A 20856-nucleotide genomic window follows, 5' to 3' on the forward strand; every position below is an offset into this window, starting at 1 on the left:
GCCCGTCCGACGTTGGCGGTTCTTCGGATGATCCGGCCACACGTCCTGGGATTTCATGAAAGCGACCGCTGCACCGATCAGGAAGAGACAGACGATGACGACGCTTCGTGGCATCACCTTCCCCGCGCCCGACACCGCGGAGAGCGCTGACGCCGAGCGCCCCACCACCCCGACCGTTCGGGGCATCGTCACCGACGCCGTCCGCGGCAGCGACGCGGTCCTCGCCGCACGCGTGGAGGGCGCGAAGAACTGGCGCGAGGCCTACCTCGCCGCGGTTCGCGACCTCACGATGACGACGGCCTCCACGCCGCAGGCCGCTGTCGACATCGCCCGCGCGGGGCTCGACTCCGCCTACCGCCGCATGCGCGTCGTCGGGGACGACGGCCACGAAACACCACTCGCCGAGTGGGCCTTCGACGACGCCGTCGAAGCGGCTCACGGCACGTACGAGATTCGCACGATCGACGGTCGCAAGCCTCGGGTCGAGGCGTTGGCGGTGCCCTACAAGGGACGCGATCTCACGGGCCACGACCTCGAGCGTCAGCTCGACACGTGGGTGGCCAAGGGCGTCATCGAGGCCTCGTGCGCCGAAGCGGTCAAGCGCGTCATCAACCACCCGGAATGGCTGAGCCTGCCCGGTCACGTCCTCGCGAGCGTCGGCGCGGGCGCCGAGATGGGCCCCACCGACATGCTGTCGCGCTGGGGCGCACGCATCCTCGCCGTGGACATTCCGCGCGTCAGCGAGCGTCTCGCGAAGTTCGCCGAGGCCGGGGCGGGCAGCATCACCCTGCCCGTCAGGGACGGCGAGGCGGGTGCCGACATCGTGGCCGACCCGGCCGGTGTTGCAGCCTGGTTCGCCGACAACGCCGGCGACGACACGATCGTCTTCGGCATGCACGCCTACGCCGACTCGGGCATGCACATCCGCCTCACGCTGGCGGCCGACGCCATCGGCCAGTACCTGCAACGCATGCGCCCCACCACGGTCCTCGCGTACCTCGCCACTCCGACGGACGCCTTCGTCGTGCCGCAGGAGATCGTCGACGCCTCGCGGGGACGCTGGCAGCGTCACGGCAGTCGCGGCGTCGCGAAGAAGGGGTTACGACTGGCCTCGCGGGGCCAGCTGTTCAGCGAGCCCTACCCCAAGCACTCGCACGTGGCCGACTGCCTCGTCGCGCAGCAGGGCCCGAACTACGCCGTCGCGAAGCGACTGCAGCGCTGGCGTGCTGTAGCGGCCGAAGCCGACGGCAAGCGCGTGTCGTTCAACGTCGCACCGGCCACACTCACGCGATCGGTGACGAAGAACCCCGTCCTACGTGCGGCGTACGGCGGCGCCCACCACTTCGGCGTCGAGGTCTTCGCGTCCGAGACGAGCCGCGCCCTCATGGCTGCGCTGCTCGTGCACGACGTCATGCGCGATGACCTGGCGCCCGGCGAGGCGCCGCACCGCGACCACCCGGAGGCACTCTTCAGCGACGGCGCCGCTCACGGCGGGCTGTGGCGGACGGCGTGGGCCCCGCGTTCCGCGCTCGGCGTGGCCGCCGTGCTCGGCCTGCCCAAGGTCGTGCGCCGCTGACACACGCACCGGCTTCGAGCATCTCGGCCCGACGACGCGCACACGCTTTCCGTTGATCACCTCACGACGTGCAACCCAAACCTTGATCGAGCGTCCTCCTTCTGTCAGGACTGTCGATCAGCTTTGGAGTTCGTGTGGCGACCTTCGCTCTTCGTCGTGCCCTCGTGCGCACTTTCGCTCCGGTGAACCTCGTCTCGTCCAGCACCCGTACGGCGACTGCAACGGGTGCCGCGAGCCGCACCCCTGAGCGCCCGTTCGTCCCGTCTCTGGCGAGTGAATGGATCGGTGAACAGGCCGAGCACGTGCGCGTGCCGGTGGAGATCGTCGCCATCACCGACATGGGTCATCGAATTCAGCGTTATCTCGTCCGCCAAATCGGCACTCACAATTTGCTTGAATGGTCATCAGCCCGCCGCTACGGATTCCGCGTGGGCGATCGAGTGAAATTGTCCGGCCTCGTACAGGCCCACATCCGTCGTGACGATGTCTGCATCACGACGCTCCACGAGTGCTTCAACCCGCTGAGGATGACCTGATGTTCGGCCCCTTGACCCTCTCCCGCGTCTCCGCGCAACGTCGCGGCGCGGCCCGCGACGACCGGTTCGCCGGGGTCGCTGCCGGCCCGGCCGAGCAGGATTCCACCCGCACGACGTCGTCGGGCTACCTCGGCGAGGTCGGCGAGCCCTTCGAGATCGTCGTACGCGTTGCCGGCACCACCCCCCGCCACGCGCAGGACGGCCCGGACATCGTGCGCCACTGCTTCCGCACCGTCGACTCGGGTCTCGCCCTGTGCTGCCCGCTGCCGAACACCCAGCACCTCCGCCTCGGCAGCGTCGTTCGCGTGCGCGGCTCGGTGACGGGGCAGCGCACCCAGGGCATCAACGACGTCACGGAGATCAGCGCCGAGTCGATCGAACGCATGGGCTGAAGCCTGCACGCCTCACCTCGTCGGCGCCCTTCGCGATTCGTCGTGGAGGGCGCCTCGTGCGTCATCGTCAGCGACGCGCGCCGGGTGTGTTGTCCTCACCGCGAACGGACGGGGCGTTGTCCTCGCCGCGCGCCGTGGGGGCGTTGTCCTCACCGTGCTTCGCGGTGACCGGGTGGCTCACAGCGTTGGCCGCCCCCGCGGAGAGGGCGACGAAGGATCCGGCGACGAGCATCGAAGCAGCCGCTGCGGTGAGTCGTTTCATGGTCTCTCCTCGAAGAAAGCCGCCACCGTGGTGCGCCGGCGTCCGGGAACGGAGTCTGACCTTCTCACCTCGACGGGAGTGAAATCGAGCGTGCATCGAAAAGTGAACCGAGAATTTTTCGCGGTCCTGCTTTCCGGTCCGTCACCACCTGAAAAACACGGCCGAACACCGCGATCCGTCCCAAATTGGACACCTTGGGCTCACGCTTCAGACCGTCGTCAGCTTCCCCCGATCCACCTGACGTTCGGTGGCATGGCGATCCGCCGCTCGAACAGCAAGGTAGGCCGCGAACGCGCACCCGATGCCAAGGAGGCCACCAAACACGATGTCGCTGAAGTGGTGCATGCCGCGGTAGAGACGTGCGGCGCCCACGCCGAACGGAAAGAGGACGCACAGCGTCTGCACGGTGCGTCGCAGAGCCGAGTTCTCGATACGCGTCGCGAGCATCGCGAGTGACCAGAACAGCGCGAACGACGCGGCCGTGTGGCCGCTGGGAAAGCTGGAGGTCGGCGGCGCGTTGTCGAGCCGACCGACCTCGGGGCGCGGTCGGCCGACGAGGTGCGTCACGGGCACGAAGACGCTCGCTTCGAGACTGATGGCGAGCAGCGGCACGACGCTCAGCCACCACTTCCGCGTCAGCGCGAGAAGAGCGAGCCCGATGACGATCGCTCCGCCGATCGTGAACCAGGTGTCGTTGATCGTCGAGACGACCTTCGTCACGGTGTTGAGCACACCGTCACGCTCGGCGGCCACCTTCTGCGAGATGCGCTCTTCGGACGGCACCTCGTGGAACACCGTCATGAGGGCCTTGCCGATACCGAGCAGGAGCCCGAACATCACGAGCGCCGGAAGAACGGCGCGAAGCAGTACCGATCGCAGCACCTCGTGGACGGTGGGCCGAGCGGCGCGCGTGTTCGCAGCGGGTCCAACCGCCATCACGCCGGCTCCTTCGTCGCTCGCGGTCGGTGACTGAACCCGATGAACGAAGCCACCGACAGCCCGCACCCCAGCAGAACGCCGGCCGTCACGTCACTCGGGTAATGGACGCCGAGGAAAACACGGTCGAGGGCCGTGAGCACGGCGATGACGGCGGCGCCCGCGACGAGAAGGGCACGCAGCGCGAGCGCCCTTTCGCGCACGAGCGGCCAGAGCATGATGAGGCTCGTCGTGAGCATCATGGCGACGTTGAACGCGTGCCCGCTGGGGAAGCTGTAGCCCGGCGCGTGGGCGACGGGATCGTCGATGAGGGGCCGCGCACGCTCGACGACGAGCTTCGCCTGGAGGCCGAGGTTCCAGCCGACGAGCATCGTCGCGACACCCCAGATGGTGCGTCCGCGAAGACGCCGGTGCCACGTCCACAGCGCAATCGGCACGGCCGCGATGTAGACCCGCATCGGGTGGAGCCACCACTGCCACGCCTCGAGCGCCGGGAGGAAACCCCGCTCGCGCGTGACGTTCGTGGCTGCGAGGACGGCGCGTTGGTCGGCGTCGACGATGGGCGACCAGTGACGTGTGACCAGCACGGCTAGGACGACAACGGGCAGGCAGAGCACTGCGGCTGCGAGGGCACCGCGCACGAGGCGGGGCAGGACGACGCGGACGAACCACGCGCCCGACGTTGCTGGGGACACGCCGTCAGGGTACGCGCGGCGCACTGAGACGCCGCCGCGCTCGGTGATTCCTGGCCGCGGACGATTCGGACGAATTCGCCCACAGGAATCCCACAGCGCCACCCAGAGGCCCGCAAAGAGCGGGCCGGGAGTTTGGTCTCGTCACGGTCGCACTCGGCGGCCGTCGAACGGACCCAAGGATCAGCGATGACGACGACCACCCCGGCGCGGTTGCTGCGGCGATCACGCAGCGACACCGCGCCTCATGACAAACACCTGACGGACGGCGCGTCACGCACGAACGCCGTCACGGGCCAGACCTCGAGCCGTGGGCGCGCGGCCACTCTCCTGCGCGGCAGGCAGGACGACCCGCCGTGGGCGCGTCCCGCGCTCTTCGCGCTGCTCGCGTTCGCCGCGTTCGTGTACTTGTGGGATCTGACGAACTCCGGCTACGCCAACGAGTTCTACGCCGCCGCAGTGAAGTCGGCGACCCAGGACGCGAAGGCCTGGCTCTTCGGGTCGCTCGATGCGAGCAACGCCATCACGGTCGACAAGCCCCCGGCGTCACTGTGGGTCATGGGCCTGTCGGCTCGGATCTTCGGCTTCTCGAGCTTCTCCCTCCTCCTGCCGCAGGCGCTCATGGGCGTCGGCACGGTGGCGCTGACGTACGGCGCGGTGCGTCGGTGGTCGGGTCACGCCGCCGGCCTGTTCGCCGGGCTCCTCGTCACCCTGACCCCGGTTGCGGCCCTCATGTTCCGCTTCGACAACCCCGACGCGATGCTCGTTCTCCTCATGACGGCGGCCGCCTACGCGGTGGTGCGCGCTGTGGAGACCACACGCGGACGCGTGGCCCTGCGGTGGATGCTCGGGGCCGGTCTGCTCATCGGCTTCGCGTTCCTCACCAAGATGCTCCAAGGCTTGCTCGTGCTGCCCGGCCTCGGCCTGGCCTACCTCGTCGCGGCCCGGTTCTCGCTCAAGCAGCGCCTCGCGCACCTCGTCGTGGGTCTCGTCGGCGTCGTCGTCGGAGCTGGCTGGCTCGTCGCACTCGTCTCGCTGTGGCCTGCATCGGCACGCCCGTACATCGGCGGCTCGACGAACAACTCGCTGTGGGAGCTCGCCCTCGGTTACAACGGCCTCGGCCGCATCCTCGGCGGCGCGGGCAACGGCGGCGGAGGTGGTGGCGGAGGCGGCTTCGGTGGCACCGCAGGCCTCCTGCGCATGTTCAACAGCCAGTTCGCCGGTGAAATCTCATGGTTGCTGCCGGCCGCTCTCCTGCTGCTCGTCGCCGGTTTCGTCGCTCAAGGACGGGCGCCGCGCACCGACCGTGTTCGCGCGTCGCTCATCCTCTGGGGCGGCTGGCTCGTCGTCACGGTGCTGTGCCTGTCGTTCATGCAGGGCACCGTCCACTCGTACTACGCGGTGGCTCTCGCTCCGGCGATCGCGGCGTGCGTCGCCGTCGGTGGCCGTGAGGCGTGGGCCCGACGCGACTCGTTCGTGTGGCGGCTCGTCATCGCCGCGGCTGTCGTTGTGACGGCGGCCTGGAGCTTCCAGGTGCTGTCGACGAACGCTGCGTCGTGGATGCCGTGGCTCAAGTGGGTGTCGCTGGTGCTCGCCGTCATCGGGGCGCTGACGTTCGTGGTCGCCGGTGCTCGCCCTGCGCGAGTGCGTCGTTTCGCGACGATCGGACTCGTCATCGGCGTGCTCGGTGGCCTGGGCGGAACGACGGCGTACACGCTCGCGACGATCACCCAGGGTCACACCGGCTCGATGCCGGCGTCCGGCCCGGCTGTGGCTGGCGGCGCGGGCGGCGGCCCCATGGGTGGCGGCCCGTCGGGCGGCCAGGTCGGCACTCGACCGAGCGGTCAGCAAGGCACCCAGCAGAACGCCCAACAGGGCGGCACGACAGGCGGGTCGTCGTCGTCATCGTCGGCGCAAGCACCCACCGGAACGCCGCCGAGCGGGCAGCCGCCGACGGGAACGCCGCCGTCCGGCAGCCCGGGTGGGTCGGCACCAAACGGTGCCGCACCGGGAGCGTCCGGCACGAACGGCCAGTCGTCGTCAGGTTCGACGAACTCCCCCGGGAGCGGGTCCGCGTCGTCGGGCGGTGCAACGTCGGGATCGGCAACGTCCGGTTCGATGCAGGCTGCTCCCGGCGGCCAGGGCAGCGCGACGCGCAACACGGCCCTCAGCGCCAAGCTCGACGCGACGACATCCACGTGGTCCGCTGCGGTCATCGGTGACCAGAGTGCGGCCGGGTACATCCTCGCCTCGGACACCGCGGTGATGTCGATCGGCGGATGGAGCGGCAGCGACAACAACGTCACGCTCGCGCAGTTCCAGGAGTACGTGAAGAACGGCGACATCACGTACTTCATCGCCGGAGGCGGCATGGGCGGTGACCAGGGTGGCAACGGGTCGGCCGTGCAGATCACGGCCTGGGTCAAGGCGCACTACACGGCGACGACCGTCGGTGGCGTGACGATGTACGACCTGACGAAGGCGACGTCGTAAGCCTCTCCCCCTATCTGGGTACGTTGTGTGGATCTGGCCGCGAGATATCGCGGCCAGATCCACACAAGTGCACCGGCTGCGGCTGGCAGCCGCCGAGCCTCATGACCCGAACCGTTCTGCCGGAATCGTGAGCCGCCAACACCCACAACGGTGTTCGTCAGCGTGCAAAATAGGTCGGCCCCAGAAAGGCGTTCGTGAAAGTCGCGAAGGGGCGGCATGTCAGGGTTGCTCTACCGCTGCGTACGCGACAGTGTGAGTGACACGCATCACGGGGTGAGAGGACACATCATGGCTGCGACGGACGCGGCGCAAGCCGAGGCGCACGAGCCGAAGACCGAGCTCAAGCGGGTCCTCAGCCCGAAGCTGCTGCTTCTGTTCATCGTCGGCGACATTCTCGGCGCAGGCATCTACGCCGTCACCGGCGACATTGCGGGCGAAGTGGGCGGCATGGCGTGGCTGCCGTTCCTCATCGCGTTCACCGTCGCCACCCTGACGGCGTTCAGCTACCTCGAACTCGTGACGAAGTACCCGCAAGCCGCCGGCGCTGCTCTCTATACGCACAAGGCGTTCGGCATCCACTTCCTCACGTTCATCGTGGCGTTCACCGTCGTCTGCTCGGGCATCACGAGCGCTGCGACGTCGTCGAACCTGCTCGCCGCGAACCTCCTCACCGGTCTCGGCGTCGGCGGTGACGACGGCCCGGGTGCCCTCGGCACGATGCTCGTCGCCCTCGCGTTCATGGTGCTGCTCGCGCTCATCAACCTGCGCGGCGTCGGCGAGAGCGTGAAGTTCAACGTCGTGCTCACCGTCGTCGAGTTGTTCGCACTGGCCGTCGTCATCGGAATCGGCTTCTACGCCATGGCCACGAAGGGCGCCGACTTCAGCCAGCTCACGACGTTCGAGTCGTCCTCGGACCGCAACATGTTCGCCGCGACGACCGTCGCCACCGCCATCGCGTTCTTCTCGATGGTGGGCTTCGAGGACTCGGTCAACATGGTCGAGGAGACGGAGAACCCGCGTCAGGTCTTCCCGCGCATCATGCTCACGGGCCTCGGCATCGCCGTGCTCATCTACATGCTCGTCGCCGTGTCGGTCGTGCTCGTGCTGCCGATCAAGGACATCCAGAACTTCGACGGCGAGACCGGCATCCTGCTCGAGGTCGTCAAGACCGGCATGCCCGGCTTCCCCGTCGACGCAGTCTTCCCGTTCCTCACGGTGTTCGCCGTCGCCAACACCGCACTCATCAACATGATGATGGCGAGCCGCCTCATCTACGGCCTGGCGAAGCAGGAAGTGCTCCCGCCGGCACTCGGCAAGGTGTCGCGCCGCCAGTCGCCCTACGCGGCCGTGTTCTTCACGACGGCGCTCGCCCTGGCGCTCATCATCTACGTGTCGATGCAGGAGGGCACGCCGGTCGTCGGCGCACTCGGCGGCACGACGGGTCTGCTGCTGCTCATCGTGTTCACCATCGTCAACATCGCGTGCCTCGTGCTGCGCCGGGAAAAGGCACACCCCGAGGCCTTCCGTGCGCCCACCGTCATCCCGATCCTCGGTGCGGTGCTGTGCGCCTTCCTCGCCGGCCCGTGGGCGCGCGACCCGGAGAAGTACATCCAGTACAAGATCGGCGCGGCCCTGCTCGCCATCGGCGTCGTGCTGTCGCTGTTCACGTGGTTCGTCCACACGCGCCACCACGAGAAGACGCGCTTCAGCGACATCGAGAACCTCGAGGAGTAAACCCTCTCCCGACGACAACGGCGCCCGCCCGACCCTCATGGTCGAGCGGGCGCCGTCGCTTCGCGAGGCGTTGATGCGTTTCTCAGAGGGGGGACGGCGATCTGGTCGTCGTCGCGGGTCTTGGGGCCGCGTTTCATCGTCAGCGGCAGCACCCCGGCGACGAGGCACAGCCCCGCCGTGAGGAGCCACGCGGACGCGTACGACCCCCCTCCCGAGCGCAGCGCGCCCGAGACGCTCGCGCCGATTCCGGCGCCGATCATGTGCGACGCGTAGATCCAGCCGAAGACGACGCCGGACGCGTGCAGCCCGAAGTGACGACGACACAACTCGACGGTGGGCGGCACCGTCGCCGTCCAGTCGAGGCCGTAGAAGACGACGAACGCCCACATGGGCATGTCGACGCTCGGGCCGAGCAAGCCGTTGATGCACACGAGCGAGATGCCGCGCGTGACGTAGTAGATCGCGAGAAGAATGCCCGGGTCGTAGCGGTCGGTCAGCCAGCCGTCACGCAGGCGACACCCCAGGCGGGGTGACGGCGGGTGCTGGTCACGTGCGGCTCCTCGGCGACGGCGGATGCCTGATGGTAGGGACTACCCGCGAGTCGTCACCGCAGCTGCCCACGCCTCGGCTGCGTCAGGTTTCACACCTGACGCACTTCGGTGCACCTGACGCAGTTCGAGCGTGCTCAGACTGCGTCAGGTGCACCGAACTGCGTCAAGCGATGGGCGCCGACGGCGTCAAGCGACGAGGCGCCCCGCCGGGCGTCAGGCCTGTTGCGCGCGCTGCGCGTCCTCCATGATCTGGCCGAAGCGCTCACCCATGCGCTCCGCGAGGGCGTGGGCGGCCTTCAGCGGCCGCACCATCACCATGAACTCGACGATCTTGCCGGCGTCGTTGTAGACGAGGAAGTCGCAGCCGGTGATGTCGAGGCCGTTCACCTTGGCCTCGAACATGAACGCGTCGTTGACGCCGTTCGGGTCGCGGATCTCCCGGACGTAGGTGAGGTCTTCGAAGACCTCGGCGACGGCACGAAGGATGGCGTTGGTGATGGCCTTTCCCTCGTACGGCTTGTGCGCGACAGGGCTTTTGAAGACGACGTCGTCGGCGAGCATCGCCTCGACCGCGTCCATGTCCTTGGCGTCGACTGCGTCACGGAACGACATGCTCACTCCTGGTGTTCGGGTGGCTTCGACCCTACTGCGAGCACCCAGAGATGGTGGGTTTGGCTGAAGATGCGACGGATATCGCTGCCATCTTCAGCCAAACCCACCATCCAGCCTGGCCGGGACGAGGGCGTCAGTCGTCCAGCCCGTACAGCGCCTTCGCGTTGGCGCTGAGCACGCCGTCCTTCTCGTCGTCGGTCAGCTTGCTCGTGCGGATGTAGTTGAACGCGCATACGTACTTCTCCTCCTGGAAGTACGGGATGTCCGAGCCAGCGAGCACCTGTTGCGGGCCGTACACCTCGGCGGCCAGGCGCAGCGAGGGCTCGAAGAAGTTGGCAGCGTCGAAGTACATCTTCTGCAGCGACTCGTGCGGTGAGCGTTCGAACGCGCCCCACCCGGAGTAGTTGTCCTCGAGGAGGGTAGCCCGTCAGCCTTGACGTGCCATGGCCGCTCCGAGCTCTCGCGGAAGACCGTTCCCCATTTGCGCGAAGCGTCGCGAAAGTGGGGAACGCAGCGGCGAAATCTGCCCCACTTGCGCGATATGACGCAGGAGTGGGACCGCGCTCGTACCGAACCGACGGATCAGCAGTGCCCTTCGAGGAGGACGACGCGCGCGTCACGGTTCGCAGTCATCGCTTCGCCACCTGTCCACAGCACATCCTTCGGCGGGCGCGCCGGAAGTTGCGACACGTACGACCCGCGACGTTCCGCCCAAGCCGCACGGGCCCCGTCACCCTCGGGCCACTCGAGCTGACCACCGCCGAACCAATGGAGGACCAGCGGAACACCCTGCGCGATCAACTCGTCGACCTGACGGCGTTTGAGTCGGGTCGTCACCCCGGAGAACGTGCGCCCCTTGCCGTCGCGGAAGGAGCCTCCAACGTGGTCGTTGAACGAAGTGAGGTCCACCGCTACTCGGCCGCCACGCTGCGCAGGTAGCGCCCGAAGTGGGGCACGGTGAACGCGATGCGCCCGCGCTCGCCCGAATAGACCAAGCCCTTCTTCATGAGCGAGTCCCGCGCCGGAGAGAGCGACTGCGGCTTGCGCCCCAACACCTCGGCCACCTTCGACGTCGGCACCGACTCGATGTCGTCGAGCCCGGGCGTCTCCCCCGTCTCGTCGGCCGCAGCGGCCTCCGCGATCGCCGTTGCCGCGTCGGCCATGGCGCGCAGGTACTCACGCTCGCCCGGCGTCGCACGCTCGTAGCGCGAGCCGAAGAACCCGACGGCGAGTTCGGCCTCGGCCTCCGGCAACGCCACCTTCACGTCGTCCGCCGTGATCGGTGACCCCGGTGCGAGATCCCACACGCACGCGCCGTACGCCTGGATGAAGTAGGGGTAGCCACCGGTCGCGGCGTACATCGCCTCGAGTGCGTCGTCGGCGAACTCGGCGTCCTCCTCCTGCGCCGGGCCCTGCAGCGCGCGGAAGGCCGCCTCCTTCGGCAGCCGGTCGATACGCGCGTACCGGAACAGCCGCTCGCTGTACGACTTCGACGCCGACAGCACCGCCGGCAGGTGCGGCAGCCCCGCCCCCACGACGATGACCGGCAGCGAGCTCTGGCTCATCTCGTGGCACGCCGCGCACAGCGCCGACACGTCCTCGGGGTCGAGATCCTGCATCTCGTCGATGAAGATGGCGACGCCCTTGCCCACGTCGGCCGCGAGGCCGCCGACATCCGTCAACAACTCGACGAGGTCGATCTCGATGTCGCCCGAATCGGCCCGGCCGGTGACGGCGGGCGCGTCGATGCCCGGGTTCCACCGGTCGCGCAGCTTCGCCTTCGGGTCGACGTCACGCTGGGCGAAGCTCTTGATGACGCCGAGTACGTGGTCGACGTCGTCGTCCTGCGGGTGGCCGAGTTCGCGCACGGCGGTGTGCAGCGCACTCGCGAGCGGCCGCCGCAGCCGCTGGTCGGGGCGCGCCTCGAACTTGCCGGTGCCCCAATGCGCCCGCACCGCACCCGATCGCAGCGTGTTGAGCAGTACCGTCTTGCCCACGCCGCGCAGCCCGATGAGCACGATCGAGCGCTCCGGGCGGCCCTTCGCGATGCGCGCGACGACGACGTCGAACGTGCTGATCTGCTCCTCACGTCCCGCCAGCTCGGGCGGACGCTGGCCGGCGCCGGGCGCGTACGGGTTACGAATCGGATCCATGCCCACCACCGTATTGCGCGCTCTAGGCGAAGATTGAGATTTGCGCGGCGTGGCGGCAACCACTCGTCTGCTCGGCTCCGATCCTCCGGCTGTCGACCATTGCCGAAGCGACTACTCAGACGCGGTCTTCATCGCCGGCAGCGCGCTGTAGGCGGCACGGATGTGCGTCTCGATGCGCTGCGCGGCGTCCTCGCCGTCACCTGCTTCGAGTGCGGCGAAGATACCCTCGTGCTGCTCGCAGAGCATGCCGCGGAAATCGGCGTACTCCCCACTGCTCAAACCTTGTTCGGCGACGAGGATCGGGGCGCGCAGCGACTCGCGCACGGCGATCGTCAAGTCCGTGACGAGGGTGTTGTCGGCCGCCCGCGCGATGGCGACGTGAAAGTCGGTGTCCAGTCGGTTGAACGTTTCGATGTCGACGCCCTCCCCGCGCATTTCTGCGAGCAACGTCCTCATCGTCTCCAGCGCCTCTGGCGTCACGGACGCCGCGGCCAGCGTCGCGCTCGAACGCTCCAACGCCACACGCAACTCGACGACCTCGCGCAGCCGCCCGCCCGCGAGCGCCACGTGCAGGCGCAACAACCGCGTCAGGGCGCGCGTTCGCGCCCGGATGATGCGCGTTCCGCCGGTGGCCCCGGCTCCCACGGACGACTCGACGACGCCCTGCGCCTCGAGCGCCCGGATGGCCTCACGGACCGCACCTCGCGAGACACCGAACTCCGTGGCGAGCTCACGCTCGGCGGCCAGGGTGTCGCCGATGTCGAGCGACCCGTCGAGGATGCGCTCCTCGATGTGCGCCCGAACGATGTCGAAAGCCTTCGGCTTGTTCGGCATGGGCCACCCTCCTCGATGTTCGCCACATCCTAGGGCGACTTACCGATTACCTCCGTCGTCGAGGCACTCCGCGAGCGCGAGCACAGACCGCCCATCGACACACTCAAAATGGTCAAAGCATTGACGTAGATCACATTCACCTCTACATTCGTCAAATGGTCTGACCAATAAGTGCAGGCCCCTCTCGCCTGCGTGGCGCCTCCTGAAACGGCTGAACTCCCATGAGCTACACCCCTGACCTCGCGCCCCTCGGGTCGCTGTGGGGCTCCGCGCTCGTCGCGACGTTGCCCCTGCTCACCGTCTTCCTCACGCTCGGCGTGCTGCGCTGGAAGGCCTACCAGGCGGGCCTCGCCGGTCTGGCCGTCGCGCTCGTCGTCGCTATCGCCGCGTACGGGATGCCCGCGAAGCTCGCCTTCCTCTCCGCGAGCCAGGGCGCCGTCTACGGCCTCTTCCCCATCGTGTGGATCGTCTTCGCGGCGATCATGCTCTACCAGGTCACCGTCATCAGCGGCCGGTTCAAGGATCTGGCGGCCGTCTTCGACATCCTCAGCGATGACCCGCGCATCCAAGCCATGCTCATCGCCTTCTGCTTCGGCGGCCTGCTCGAGGCCCTCGCTGGGTTCGGCGCTCCGGTCGCCATCACCGGCGTCATGCTCGTGGCCGCAGGCTTCTCCGCGCTGCGCGCCGCGACGGTCGTCCTCGTCGCCAACACGGCGCCCGTCGCGTTCGGCGCCATCGCCATCCCGATCATCACCGCGGGTGACCTGACGAAGATCCCCTACCAGGAGATCGGCGCCTACGTCGGGCACCAGACGCCGGTCATCGCCGTCTTCGTGCCGCTGTTCCTCCTCATCCTCGCCGACGGCCGCCGCGGCGTCAGGGACGCGTGGCCCATCGCTCTCGTCACGGGCATCGCGTTCGCGGTTGCCCAGTGGATCTGCGCGTCGTACGTCTCGGTCGAACTCACCGACATCGCCGCCTCGCTCGTCGGCCTCGCCGCCGCCGTCGCGTTCCTTCGCGTGTGGAAGCCCAAGGGCACCGCGGAGGCCACGGCTCGCCTCACCGCCGAGCGCGAGGAGGAGCGCGCGAAGCTCCCCGCCGACGCGCAGACCGTCGAGGCTCCCAACGCGGAGCCGGTCGGGCGCATGACCGCCGGCCGACTCTTCATGGCGCTCTTCCCCTACCTGCTCGTCATCGCGGTCTTCTCCGCGGCGAAGCTCGTGAAGCCGCTCAGCGACTTCCTCGCGAGCACCGACCTCAAGATCCACTGGGCCGGCCTCGACGGCCACATCCTCACCGCGGCAGGCAAGGTCTCCGGCACGACGATCTACAAGTTCCAGTGGCTCTCGAGCCCGGGCACACTGCTCATCCTGACGATGATCGTCGTCGCCGCCGTCTACCGCGTCGGACCGGGCAAGGTGGTCAAGGAGATGGGCAAGACGCTGCACCAACTGCGCTTCTCGGCCCTGACGATCGCCGCCGTGCTCGCGCTCGCCTACGTCATGAACCAGTCGGGCCAGACGATCACCATCGGCTCGTGGGCCGCCGGAACCGGCGCGGCGTTCGCCTTCCTCTCGCCGATCCTCGGCTGGCTCGGCACCGCCGTCACGGGCTCCGACACGAGCGCCAACGCCCTCTTCGCGACGCTCCAGCAGACCGCCGCGCAGAAGGCCGGCATCGACCCGACGCTCCTCGTCGCCGCGAACACGACCGGCGGCGTCGTCGGCAAGCTCGTCTCGCCGCAGAACCTCACGATCGCGGCCACTGCGGTGGGCCTCGTCGGCCATGAGTCGGCCATACTCCGTAAGGTGATCTGGTGGAGCCTCGGCATGCTCGCGGCGCTGTGTCTCATCGTCGGCCTGCAATCGACCCCGGTTCTTTCCTGGATGCTCCCGTGACCTCCCACCAAGGAGACGTGATGACCACGAACGACCTACCCGGCGCGGGCAAACGCGTCGCCCTCTTCGCCACCTGCGTCAACGACGTGATGTTCCCCGAGACGCCGAAGGCCGTCGTCCGGCTGCTCGAACGGCTCGGATGCGAGGTGGACTTCCCTCCGGCGCAGACGTGCTGTGGGCAGATGTTCACCAACACCGGCTACTTCGACGAGGCGCTGCCGAGCATCCGCACGTACCTCGACGCCTTCGAGCCCTACGACTACATCGTCGCCCCGTCGGGTTCGTGCGTGGGAAGCATCCGCGACCAGCACCCGATGCTCGCCGAACGCTCGGGTGACGACGAGTTGGCGGCGCGCGTCGCTCGGACGTCCGCGAAGACCTACGACCTCACGGAACTCATCGTCGACGTCCTCGGTGTCACCGACGTGGGCGCCTACTTCCCCCACCGCGTCACCTACCACCCCACGTGCCACTCGTTGCGCATCACGAAGGTGGGGGATCGCCCGTACGAGTTGCTGCGCAACGTGAAGGGCATCGAACTCGTCACGCTGCCCGACGCCGAGCGCTGCTGCGGGTTCGGTGGAACGTTCAGCGTGAAGAACCCGGACGTGTCGACGGCGATGACGGCCGACAAGGCCCGCCACGTCGCCGACACCGATGCCGAGTACGTCGTCATGGGCGACAACTCGTGCCTCATGAACGTGCAGGGAATGCTGTCACGTCAGCGATCGCAGGTGCGAGGAATCCACCTCGCCGAACTGCTCGCGCACAGCGAGGAAGACTTCGCCGCCGCCGAACCCGACGTGGAAGGAGCCCTGTCATGACCCGTCTGACGCCCGCGCCGCCCGCCGGCGAACTCATCGACTCACCCCCGTTCCCCAAGGCCGCGCCGGTGCAGCTCGCGAATCCGGTGCAGCGCAAGAACCTCCATCACGCCATGACGACGATCCGCACCAAGCGCGCGAACGTCGTCGCGGAGAAGGCCGACTGGGAGGCGATGCGCGTTGCCGGGGCGCAGATCAAGGACCGCACCCTGCGTCACCTCGACACCTACCTCCTACAACTCGAGGAGTCGTTGCAGCGCAACGGTGTCCACGTCCACTGGGCGACGGACGCGGACGACGCGAACCGCATCGTCCGCGAGATCGTCGACGAGCGCCTCGCCCGCGAGGACGCCGTCGCCGCGCCCCGTGAGGTCGTCAAGGTCAAGTCGATGGCCACGCAGGAGATCGAACTCAACGAGGCCCTCGAGGACGCAGGCATCGCGGCGTGGGAGACGGACCTCGCCGAGCTCATCGTGCAACTGGGTCACGATCGCCCGACGCACTTCCTCGTGCCGGCCATCCACCGCAACCGCGCCGAGGTGCGCGAGATCTTCCTCGAGGAGATGGGCCGCTACGGCAAGCCCGCTCCCGACGATCTCGACACCGAACCGGCTCACCTCGCCGGCGCCGCGCGCGAGCACCTGCGCGAGAAGTTCCTGCGCGCCAAGGTCGCCGTCAGCGGCGCGAACTTCGCCGTCGCGGAGACGGGCACGCTCGCCGTCGTCGAGTCGGAGGGCAACGGGCGCATGTGCCTGACGCTCGCCGACACCCTCGTCTCGATCGTCGGCATCGAGAAGATCCTGCCGACGTTCGCCGACCTCGAGGTGTTTCTCCAGCTCCTGCCGCGCAGTTCGACGGCGGAGCGGATGAACCCGTACACGTCGCTGTGGAGCGGCCCCGCCGAGGGCGACGGCCCGCAGGAGATGCACGTCGTCCTCCTCGACAACGGGCGCACCGACGTCCTCGCCGACGAGGTCGGGCGCGACGCGCTGCGCTGCATCCGCTGCTCGGCGTGCCTCAACGTCTGCCCCGTGTACGAGAAGGTCGGCGGCAACGCGTACGGCTCGGTCTACCCCGGCCCCATCGGTGCTGTCCTGACGCCGGCGCTGCGTGGCACCTCGTCCCCGATCGACCGGTCGCTACCGTTCGCCTCGAGCCTGTGCGGCGCGTGCAACGACGTGTGCCCCGTCAAGATCCCGCTCGCGGAACTGCTCGTGCACCAGCGCAACCGCGTCGTCGAGGCGAAGAAGAAGGACACGATGCCGCACGCCGAGGCCGCCGTGATGGCGAGTGCGTCGTGGATGATGGCCGACCACCGTCGCTGGTCGATGGCGACGAAGTCGTCCGGGCTCGCGGGGCGGCTGCTCGGGCGGCGTATGGAGTCGTTCGGGCCCCTGCCTCCGCCGCTGTCGCGGTGGACGAACGCGCGTGACGTGAAGATGATGCCGACCGAGTCGTTCCGCGACTGGTGGGCCCGCGAACGAGGGGGCAAGCGATGAGCAGCCGTGACGTCGTGTTGGCTCGGGTGCGCGAGGCGCTCTCCGACGTCTCGGGCGCGGCCGACGAGGCTCCGGTCGAGTGGACCTACGGAGCCCCGACGGCGATGGACGAGCCGGTGCTCGACCGTTTCGTCGAGCGCGTCGAGGATTACCGCGCCGTCGTCGAGCGCTGCGGGGCCGACGAGGTTCCGGCGCGTGTTGCTGCGGCGCTCGCCCACTACGGCGCGACGTCGCTCGTCCGCCCGCCCGGGCTCGACGACGCGTGGCTGACGCAACTCGACGGCGTCGAGGTGATCGAGGATTCTGCTCTCACACCGCTGCAACTCAACGAGATCGACGCTGTGGTCACCGCGTGCGCGGTGGGCGTCGCGGAGACGGGCACCATCGTGCTCGACCACGCCGACGACCAGGGCCGGCGTGCGGTGTCCCTGGTGCCGGACATCCACGTCTGCGTCGTTGCCGCGGATCAGGTGGTCTCCGACGTGCCCGAGGCGATCACGCGCCTGGGAGACGCAGCGACGTCACGTCGCCCGATGACGTTCATCTCCGGCCCGAGCGCGACGAGCGACATCGAGCTCTCCCGTGTCGAAGGCGTGCACGGCCCGAGGACACTGCACGTCATCGTCACGGAGTAGCTGATTCTGTAGACGTTGCGCGTCACATAGCACGCGCAACGTCTACAGAATCAGCGCAACCGGGTGACTTCGAACTCGCTCGCGGGGTGCGCGATGGCCTCCTGCGCCTCGATGAGGAGGATCTCGCCCGAGCCTGCGGCGTGCGTGCGCTCCATGACGTCGTAGATCGACGACGCCGTGGCCGCGAGTGCCTCGGCCGGCGTGGACGTCATGTAGCGCGCGAGGAAGATGGCGGCCGTCGCGTCGCCGGAGCCCGAGACGTACATGGGCAGCAGCGGCGTCGTGACGATCCAGGCACCCTCGGCGTCGACGACGGCCATCTGGACGGAGTCGGCCGGGGTCTCGTCGGTCTGCACCGACGTCACGAGGACGACCTGCGGCCCCTTGGCACGCAACGCGTCGGCGGCGGCGAGCAGGTCGGCGACGCTCGAGACGCTCTGACCGACGAGGAACTCGAGCTCGAACTGATTGGGCGTCAGGATGTCTGCGGCCGGCACGACGACGTCGCGCATGAACTCCGGGATGCCCTCGCGCACGTAGAAGCCCCGGCCGACGTCACCCATGACGGGGTCGGCGCAGTAGAGGGCCTTCGGGTTGGCGGCCTTGACGCGGGCAACGGCGTCGAGGATGACCTCGCCGACCTTCTCGCCACCCTGGTAGCCCGAGAGCACCGCGTCGCAGCGGTCGAGGACGCCGCGCTCCTCGATGCCGGTGATGACGTCGCGCACCGTTTCCGGTTCGAACACCGGGCCGCGCCACTCGCCGTACCCCGTGTGGTTGGAGAAGTGCACCGTGTACACCGGCCACACCTCGTGCCCGAGTCGCTGCAGCGGGAAGACTGCGGATGAGTTTCCGGCATGGCCGTAGGCCACCGACGACTGGATCGACAGGATGTTCACGTCCGCCACCCTAAATCGGAAGCCGTTCGTCGACGACGCGCCACGGGGCTCAGGCAGTAATCAGCCACGACCGGAAGGTGCCACCTTCAAACCAGCACCACAAACTACGAGACGACAGGAGGGCCGCACCCCGGGCCACCTTGGTCATCAACAGCTGGCGATCCCCCGGACGAGCGCAAAGCCGCAGTGGCCACCCAGAGGCGGGTCGCGCGTGAGAACCGGAACTACACGTGGCCACGAACTTTTGCGCGCACTACTTCGCAGAGCCCTCTCTCACGAACCGACGAAACAACCTGAAAGCAGAGGTCACAGGCCGAAGAATCCGAACCGCGCCCCTCTTGATTCGCGCAGCAAACTTCTTACTTTCCATCTCTTCTTTACGCTGCGCATAGTAGATTGGAATTTTTACCTTGATCGCCTCAGTGCACCGCTCTTCTGCGGGCCGAGAAATTGACTTGGTAAATAGGTCGCCCACCCAGAGCGCTGCCACCAGACATGCCGGTCCAACAAACACACCCCACTGCGGGAGCGCACTTTCGACCTCGGAAGCGAAGACCAAGGTGCCCCCCCCCCAGCAGTGACACCATCCAAGCAGCCGATCGCTCAGAACGCTCCTCGAACTTGACTTTCACATCTTCAGGTATCCATGCGAGCCCATCTGATTTTTGTACCCCTCCCTCAGGAAAACATTGTGCCTTTGGGAATTGCTTGATCAACCATCTCCGGCGCAATCTTTTTCGACACCCACCGCCATGCCCAGATCTCAGCCACATCCAATTGACTCTACATAGCAGTCGCCACCATGACTATGAACGCACCCAAGACTCCCACGACTCGCCATCCCTTCACGTTTTCTGAGCCCACTTCCTCAACGCAACCAAGGTATCTGTAGAAGCCCACTTAGTTGGCAAGAAGTTTGCCTCGCACGAAGAAGACCTCCACCATCGCTCCCAGGGCGTGAATTCTGCGCAGCGGTCGCCCCTGCCGATGACGGCGCGAACATGGCAGAGTGGGGGCATGAACACGGTTAACCCCAAGGACATCGCTGACGACGCCGTCGTTCTCGACGTGCGCGAGCAGGACGAGTACGACGCCGGTCACGCGCCGCGCGCCGTCCACATCCCCCTCGGTGACCTGCCGAACCGCCTGAACGAGCTGCCCGAGGTGGACGGCGACCTCCCGGTCGTGTGCCGCAGCGGCGCCCGCAGCGGCCGCGCCGTCGAGTGGCTCACCGGCCAGGGACGCGCCGTCGCCAACGTCGAGGGCGGCATGAAGCAGTGGAACGCCGAGGGCAAGACGATCGTCTCCGACTCGGGCGACGCAGCCATCATCTGAGCCCGTACCACCCCGAGCGGCGGCACCCTGACGAAGGGTTGCCGCCCGTTCGGCGTCCCCGAGGGGCGCTGGGCTGAGTTCCCTGCGGTGGGGTCGAGGCAGACACGGCCCAGGGGCAGGACAGTCTGCCCAGCGACCCAGGGTGCCGAAACGGACCGATTGTCGGTGCGCGCCGCGCTCCGACGTCCACGGAACGCACAGGCCGAACCGGCATACTGGCCCGTATGGAAGGCAAAGCAAAGCTCTGGCGCGATCGCGTCATCCTCGTCGCGGTCGTTTGGGCCGTCTGGGCACTGATCACGACGTTCCTCGTGCAGCCCTTCCGCATCCCGTCGGCGTCGATGGAGAACACCCTGCAGATCGGCGACCGCATCGTCGTCAACAAGATCACGCCGCGTTTCGGCGAGGTCAAGCGCGGTGACGTCGTCGTCTTCAAGGATCCGGGTGACTGGACGCAGCCGGTGCCGAGCGGCAACGCCGTCTTCGGCGCGATCCGCAAGGTCGCCGAGGTGACGCACCTGTCGGCGAGCGGTTCCCACCTCGTCAAGCGCGTCGTCGGCGTCGGCGGCGACAAGGTCTCGTGCGACGGTTCGGGCAACAAGCTCAAGGTCAACGGCGTCGAGATCACCGAGACGTACCTCAAGTCCGGCGTGCAGCCGTGCGCCGAGAAGTTCTCCATCACGGTGCCCGACAACAAGGTCTGGGTCATGGGCGACAACCGCAGCGACTCGGCCGACAGCCGCTTCCACGACGACGGCACCGGCAAGCTCGGCAGCGTGCCGCTCTCCGACATCACCGGCAAGGGTCTGGCGGTCGTGTGGCCGATCAGCAACGCCTCCGGTGGCCACAACGCGGAAGATGCCTTCGCCAAGGTGCCTGCCGCCAAGTAAGCCCTGAGCGATGCCCCTCGTGCCGAAGGGGCGGATTCTCGTGGTCCTCGCAACACCTGATTGATCACGTGGTTTGAAGTAGATCACGCAGGCGCTCGGCTGGGT

Annotated in this window: 20 protein-coding genes and 1 pseudogene; 11 read left to right on the forward strand and 10 right to left on the reverse strand. The window is 67.9% G+C overall.

Going from position 1 to position 20856, the window contains the following annotated elements; translation table 11 throughout:
* Positions 1 to 94: 94 nt before the first annotated feature.
* The 3 genes from IM689_RS02975 to IM689_RS02985 all read left to right on the forward strand — a co-directional run bounded on the left by IM689_RS02975 (position 95) and on the right by IM689_RS02985 (position 2504).
* A complete protein-coding gene (locus tag IM689_RS02975; protein WP_193642800.1) occupies positions 95 to 1576 on the forward strand; it encodes a hypothetical protein in 1482 nt (493 codons plus the stop codon).
* A gap of 182 nt (positions 1577 to 1758) precedes the next feature.
* Positions 1759 to 2112 (forward strand): hypothetical protein, encoded by a 354-nt coding sequence (locus IM689_RS02980; protein ID WP_193642801.1) that lies wholly within the window; start codon positions 1759 to 1761, stop codon positions 2110 to 2112.
* Complete coding sequence (locus IM689_RS02985; protein ID WP_047310763.1) at positions 2112 to 2504, forward strand: hypothetical protein; 393 nt, start codon at positions 2112 to 2114, stop codon at positions 2502 to 2504. Before IM689_RS02980 ends, IM689_RS02985 begins: the two co-directional genes overlap by 1 nt.
* A gap of 67 nt (positions 2505 to 2571) precedes the next feature.
* On the opposite strand, the gene IM689_RS02990 is transcribed toward IM689_RS02985, so the two are convergent.
* The 3 genes from IM689_RS02990 to IM689_RS03000 all read right to left on the reverse strand — a co-directional run bounded on the left by IM689_RS02990 (position 2572) and on the right by IM689_RS03000 (position 4397).
* Positions 2572 to 2766: a hypothetical protein gene (locus IM689_RS02990; protein WP_047310764.1), complete on the reverse strand. Its 195-nt coding sequence runs from the start codon at positions 2764 to 2766 to the stop codon at positions 2572 to 2574.
* Between the two features lie 207 nt (positions 2767 to 2973).
* Positions 2974 to 3702, reverse strand: coding sequence for a phosphatase PAP2 family protein (locus IM689_RS02995; RefSeq protein ID WP_193642802.1), 729 nt, complete (start codon positions 3700 to 3702; stop codon positions 2974 to 2976).
* Positions 3702 to 4397 (reverse strand): phosphatase PAP2 family protein, encoded by a 696-nt coding sequence (locus tag IM689_RS03000; RefSeq protein ID WP_129666046.1) that lies wholly within the window; start codon positions 4395 to 4397, stop codon positions 3702 to 3704. The genes IM689_RS02995 and IM689_RS03000 overlap by 1 nt, the downstream gene beginning before the upstream one ends.
* Before the next feature lie 186 nt (positions 4398 to 4583).
* Here IM689_RS03000 and IM689_RS03005 point away from each other — a divergent pair, with 186 nt between their 5' ends.
* On the forward strand, positions 4584 to 6887 hold the full coding sequence (locus tag IM689_RS03005; RefSeq protein WP_193642803.1) for an ArnT family glycosyltransferase: 2304 nt from the start codon (positions 4584 to 4586) through the stop codon (positions 6885 to 6887).
* Between the two features lie 288 nt (positions 6888 to 7175).
* Positions 7176 to 8621: an APC family permease gene (locus IM689_RS03010; protein ID WP_193642804.1), complete on the forward strand. Its 1446-nt coding sequence runs from the start codon at positions 7176 to 7178 to the stop codon at positions 8619 to 8621.
* 35 nt (positions 8622 to 8656) lie between these two features.
* On the opposite strand, the gene IM689_RS03015 is transcribed toward IM689_RS03010, so the two are convergent.
* The 6 genes and pseudogenes from IM689_RS03015 to IM689_RS03040 all read right to left on the reverse strand — a co-directional run bounded on the left by IM689_RS03015 (position 8657) and on the right by IM689_RS03040 (position 12771).
* Positions 8657 to 9196: an MFS transporter gene (locus IM689_RS03015; protein ID WP_406565485.1), complete on the reverse strand. Its 540-nt coding sequence runs from the start codon at positions 9194 to 9196 to the stop codon at positions 8657 to 8659.
* A gap of 189 nt (positions 9197 to 9385) precedes the next feature.
* Positions 9386 to 9784 carry a nuclear transport factor 2 family protein gene (locus tag IM689_RS03020; protein ID WP_193642806.1) on the reverse strand — a complete coding sequence of 133 codons (399 nt, stop codon included), beginning with the start codon at positions 9782 to 9784 and terminating at the stop codon, positions 9386 to 9388.
* A gap of 133 nt (positions 9785 to 9917) precedes the next feature.
* Positions 9918 to 10157: pseudogene (locus tag IM689_RS03025) on the reverse strand (amidohydrolase family protein); the annotation flags it as partial.
* A gap of 209 nt (positions 10158 to 10366) precedes the next feature.
* Positions 10367 to 10693 (reverse strand): hypothetical protein, encoded by a 327-nt coding sequence (locus IM689_RS03030; protein ID WP_193642808.1) that lies wholly within the window; start codon positions 10691 to 10693, stop codon positions 10367 to 10369.
* A gap of 2 nt (positions 10694 to 10695) precedes the next feature.
* Entirely contained in the window at positions 10696 to 11937 is a 1242-nt protein-coding gene (locus tag IM689_RS03035; RefSeq protein WP_193642809.1) for an ATP-binding protein, read from the reverse strand.
* A gap of 111 nt (positions 11938 to 12048) precedes the next feature.
* On the reverse strand, positions 12049 to 12771 hold the full coding sequence (locus IM689_RS03040) for a FadR/GntR family transcriptional regulator (protein ID WP_193642810.1): 723 nt from the start codon (positions 12769 to 12771) through the stop codon (positions 12049 to 12051).
* A gap of 221 nt (positions 12772 to 12992) precedes the next feature.
* Here IM689_RS03040 and IM689_RS03045 point away from each other — a divergent pair, with 221 nt between their 5' ends.
* From IM689_RS03045 to IM689_RS03060, 4 genes are read left to right on the forward strand one after another with little or no spacing between them, the layout of a single operon-like run.
* Complete coding sequence (locus tag IM689_RS03045) at positions 12993 to 14669, forward strand: L-lactate permease (protein ID WP_193642811.1); 1677 nt, start codon at positions 12993 to 12995, stop codon at positions 14667 to 14669.
* A 20-nt stretch (positions 14670 to 14689) separates the two neighbouring features.
* Positions 14690 to 15493, forward strand: coding sequence for a (Fe-S)-binding protein (locus tag IM689_RS03050; RefSeq protein ID WP_193642812.1), 804 nt, complete (start codon positions 14690 to 14692; stop codon positions 15491 to 15493).
* A complete protein-coding gene (locus IM689_RS03055) occupies positions 15490 to 16992 on the forward strand; it encodes a LutB/LldF family L-lactate oxidation iron-sulfur protein (RefSeq protein WP_193642813.1) in 1503 nt (500 codons plus the stop codon). Before IM689_RS03050 ends, IM689_RS03055 begins: the two co-directional genes overlap by 4 nt.
* Entirely contained in the window at positions 16989 to 17627 is a 639-nt protein-coding gene (locus IM689_RS03060; RefSeq protein ID WP_193642814.1) for a LutC/YkgG family protein, read from the forward strand. The genes IM689_RS03055 and IM689_RS03060 overlap by 4 nt, the downstream gene beginning before the upstream one ends.
* 50 nt (positions 17628 to 17677) lie before the next feature.
* Here IM689_RS03060 and pdxY read toward each other — a convergent pair whose 3' ends face one another.
* Positions 17678 to 18526: a pyridoxal kinase PdxY gene (pdxY, locus tag IM689_RS03065; RefSeq protein ID WP_047311190.1), complete on the reverse strand. Its 849-nt coding sequence runs from the start codon at positions 18524 to 18526 to the stop codon at positions 17678 to 17680.
* A gap of 1017 nt (positions 18527 to 19543) precedes the next feature.
* On the opposite strand from pdxY, the gene IM689_RS03070 reads away from it, so the two are divergent.
* Both IM689_RS03070 and lepB read left to right on the forward strand, forming a co-directional pair.
* Positions 19544 to 19861 (forward strand): rhodanese-like domain-containing protein, encoded by a 318-nt coding sequence (locus tag IM689_RS03070; RefSeq protein ID WP_193642815.1) that lies wholly within the window; start codon positions 19544 to 19546, stop codon positions 19859 to 19861.
* A 224-nt stretch (positions 19862 to 20085) separates the two neighbouring features.
* Positions 20086 to 20751 (forward strand): signal peptidase I, encoded by a 666-nt coding sequence (lepB, locus tag IM689_RS03075; protein WP_193642816.1) that lies wholly within the window; start codon positions 20086 to 20088, stop codon positions 20749 to 20751.
* Positions 20752 to 20856: the final 105 nt, after the last annotated feature.

It is taken from the genome of Dermacoccus barathri (assembly GCF_015070805.1).
GTDB lineage: Bacteria > Actinomycetota > Actinomycetes > Actinomycetales > Dermatophilaceae > Dermacoccus > Dermacoccus abyssi.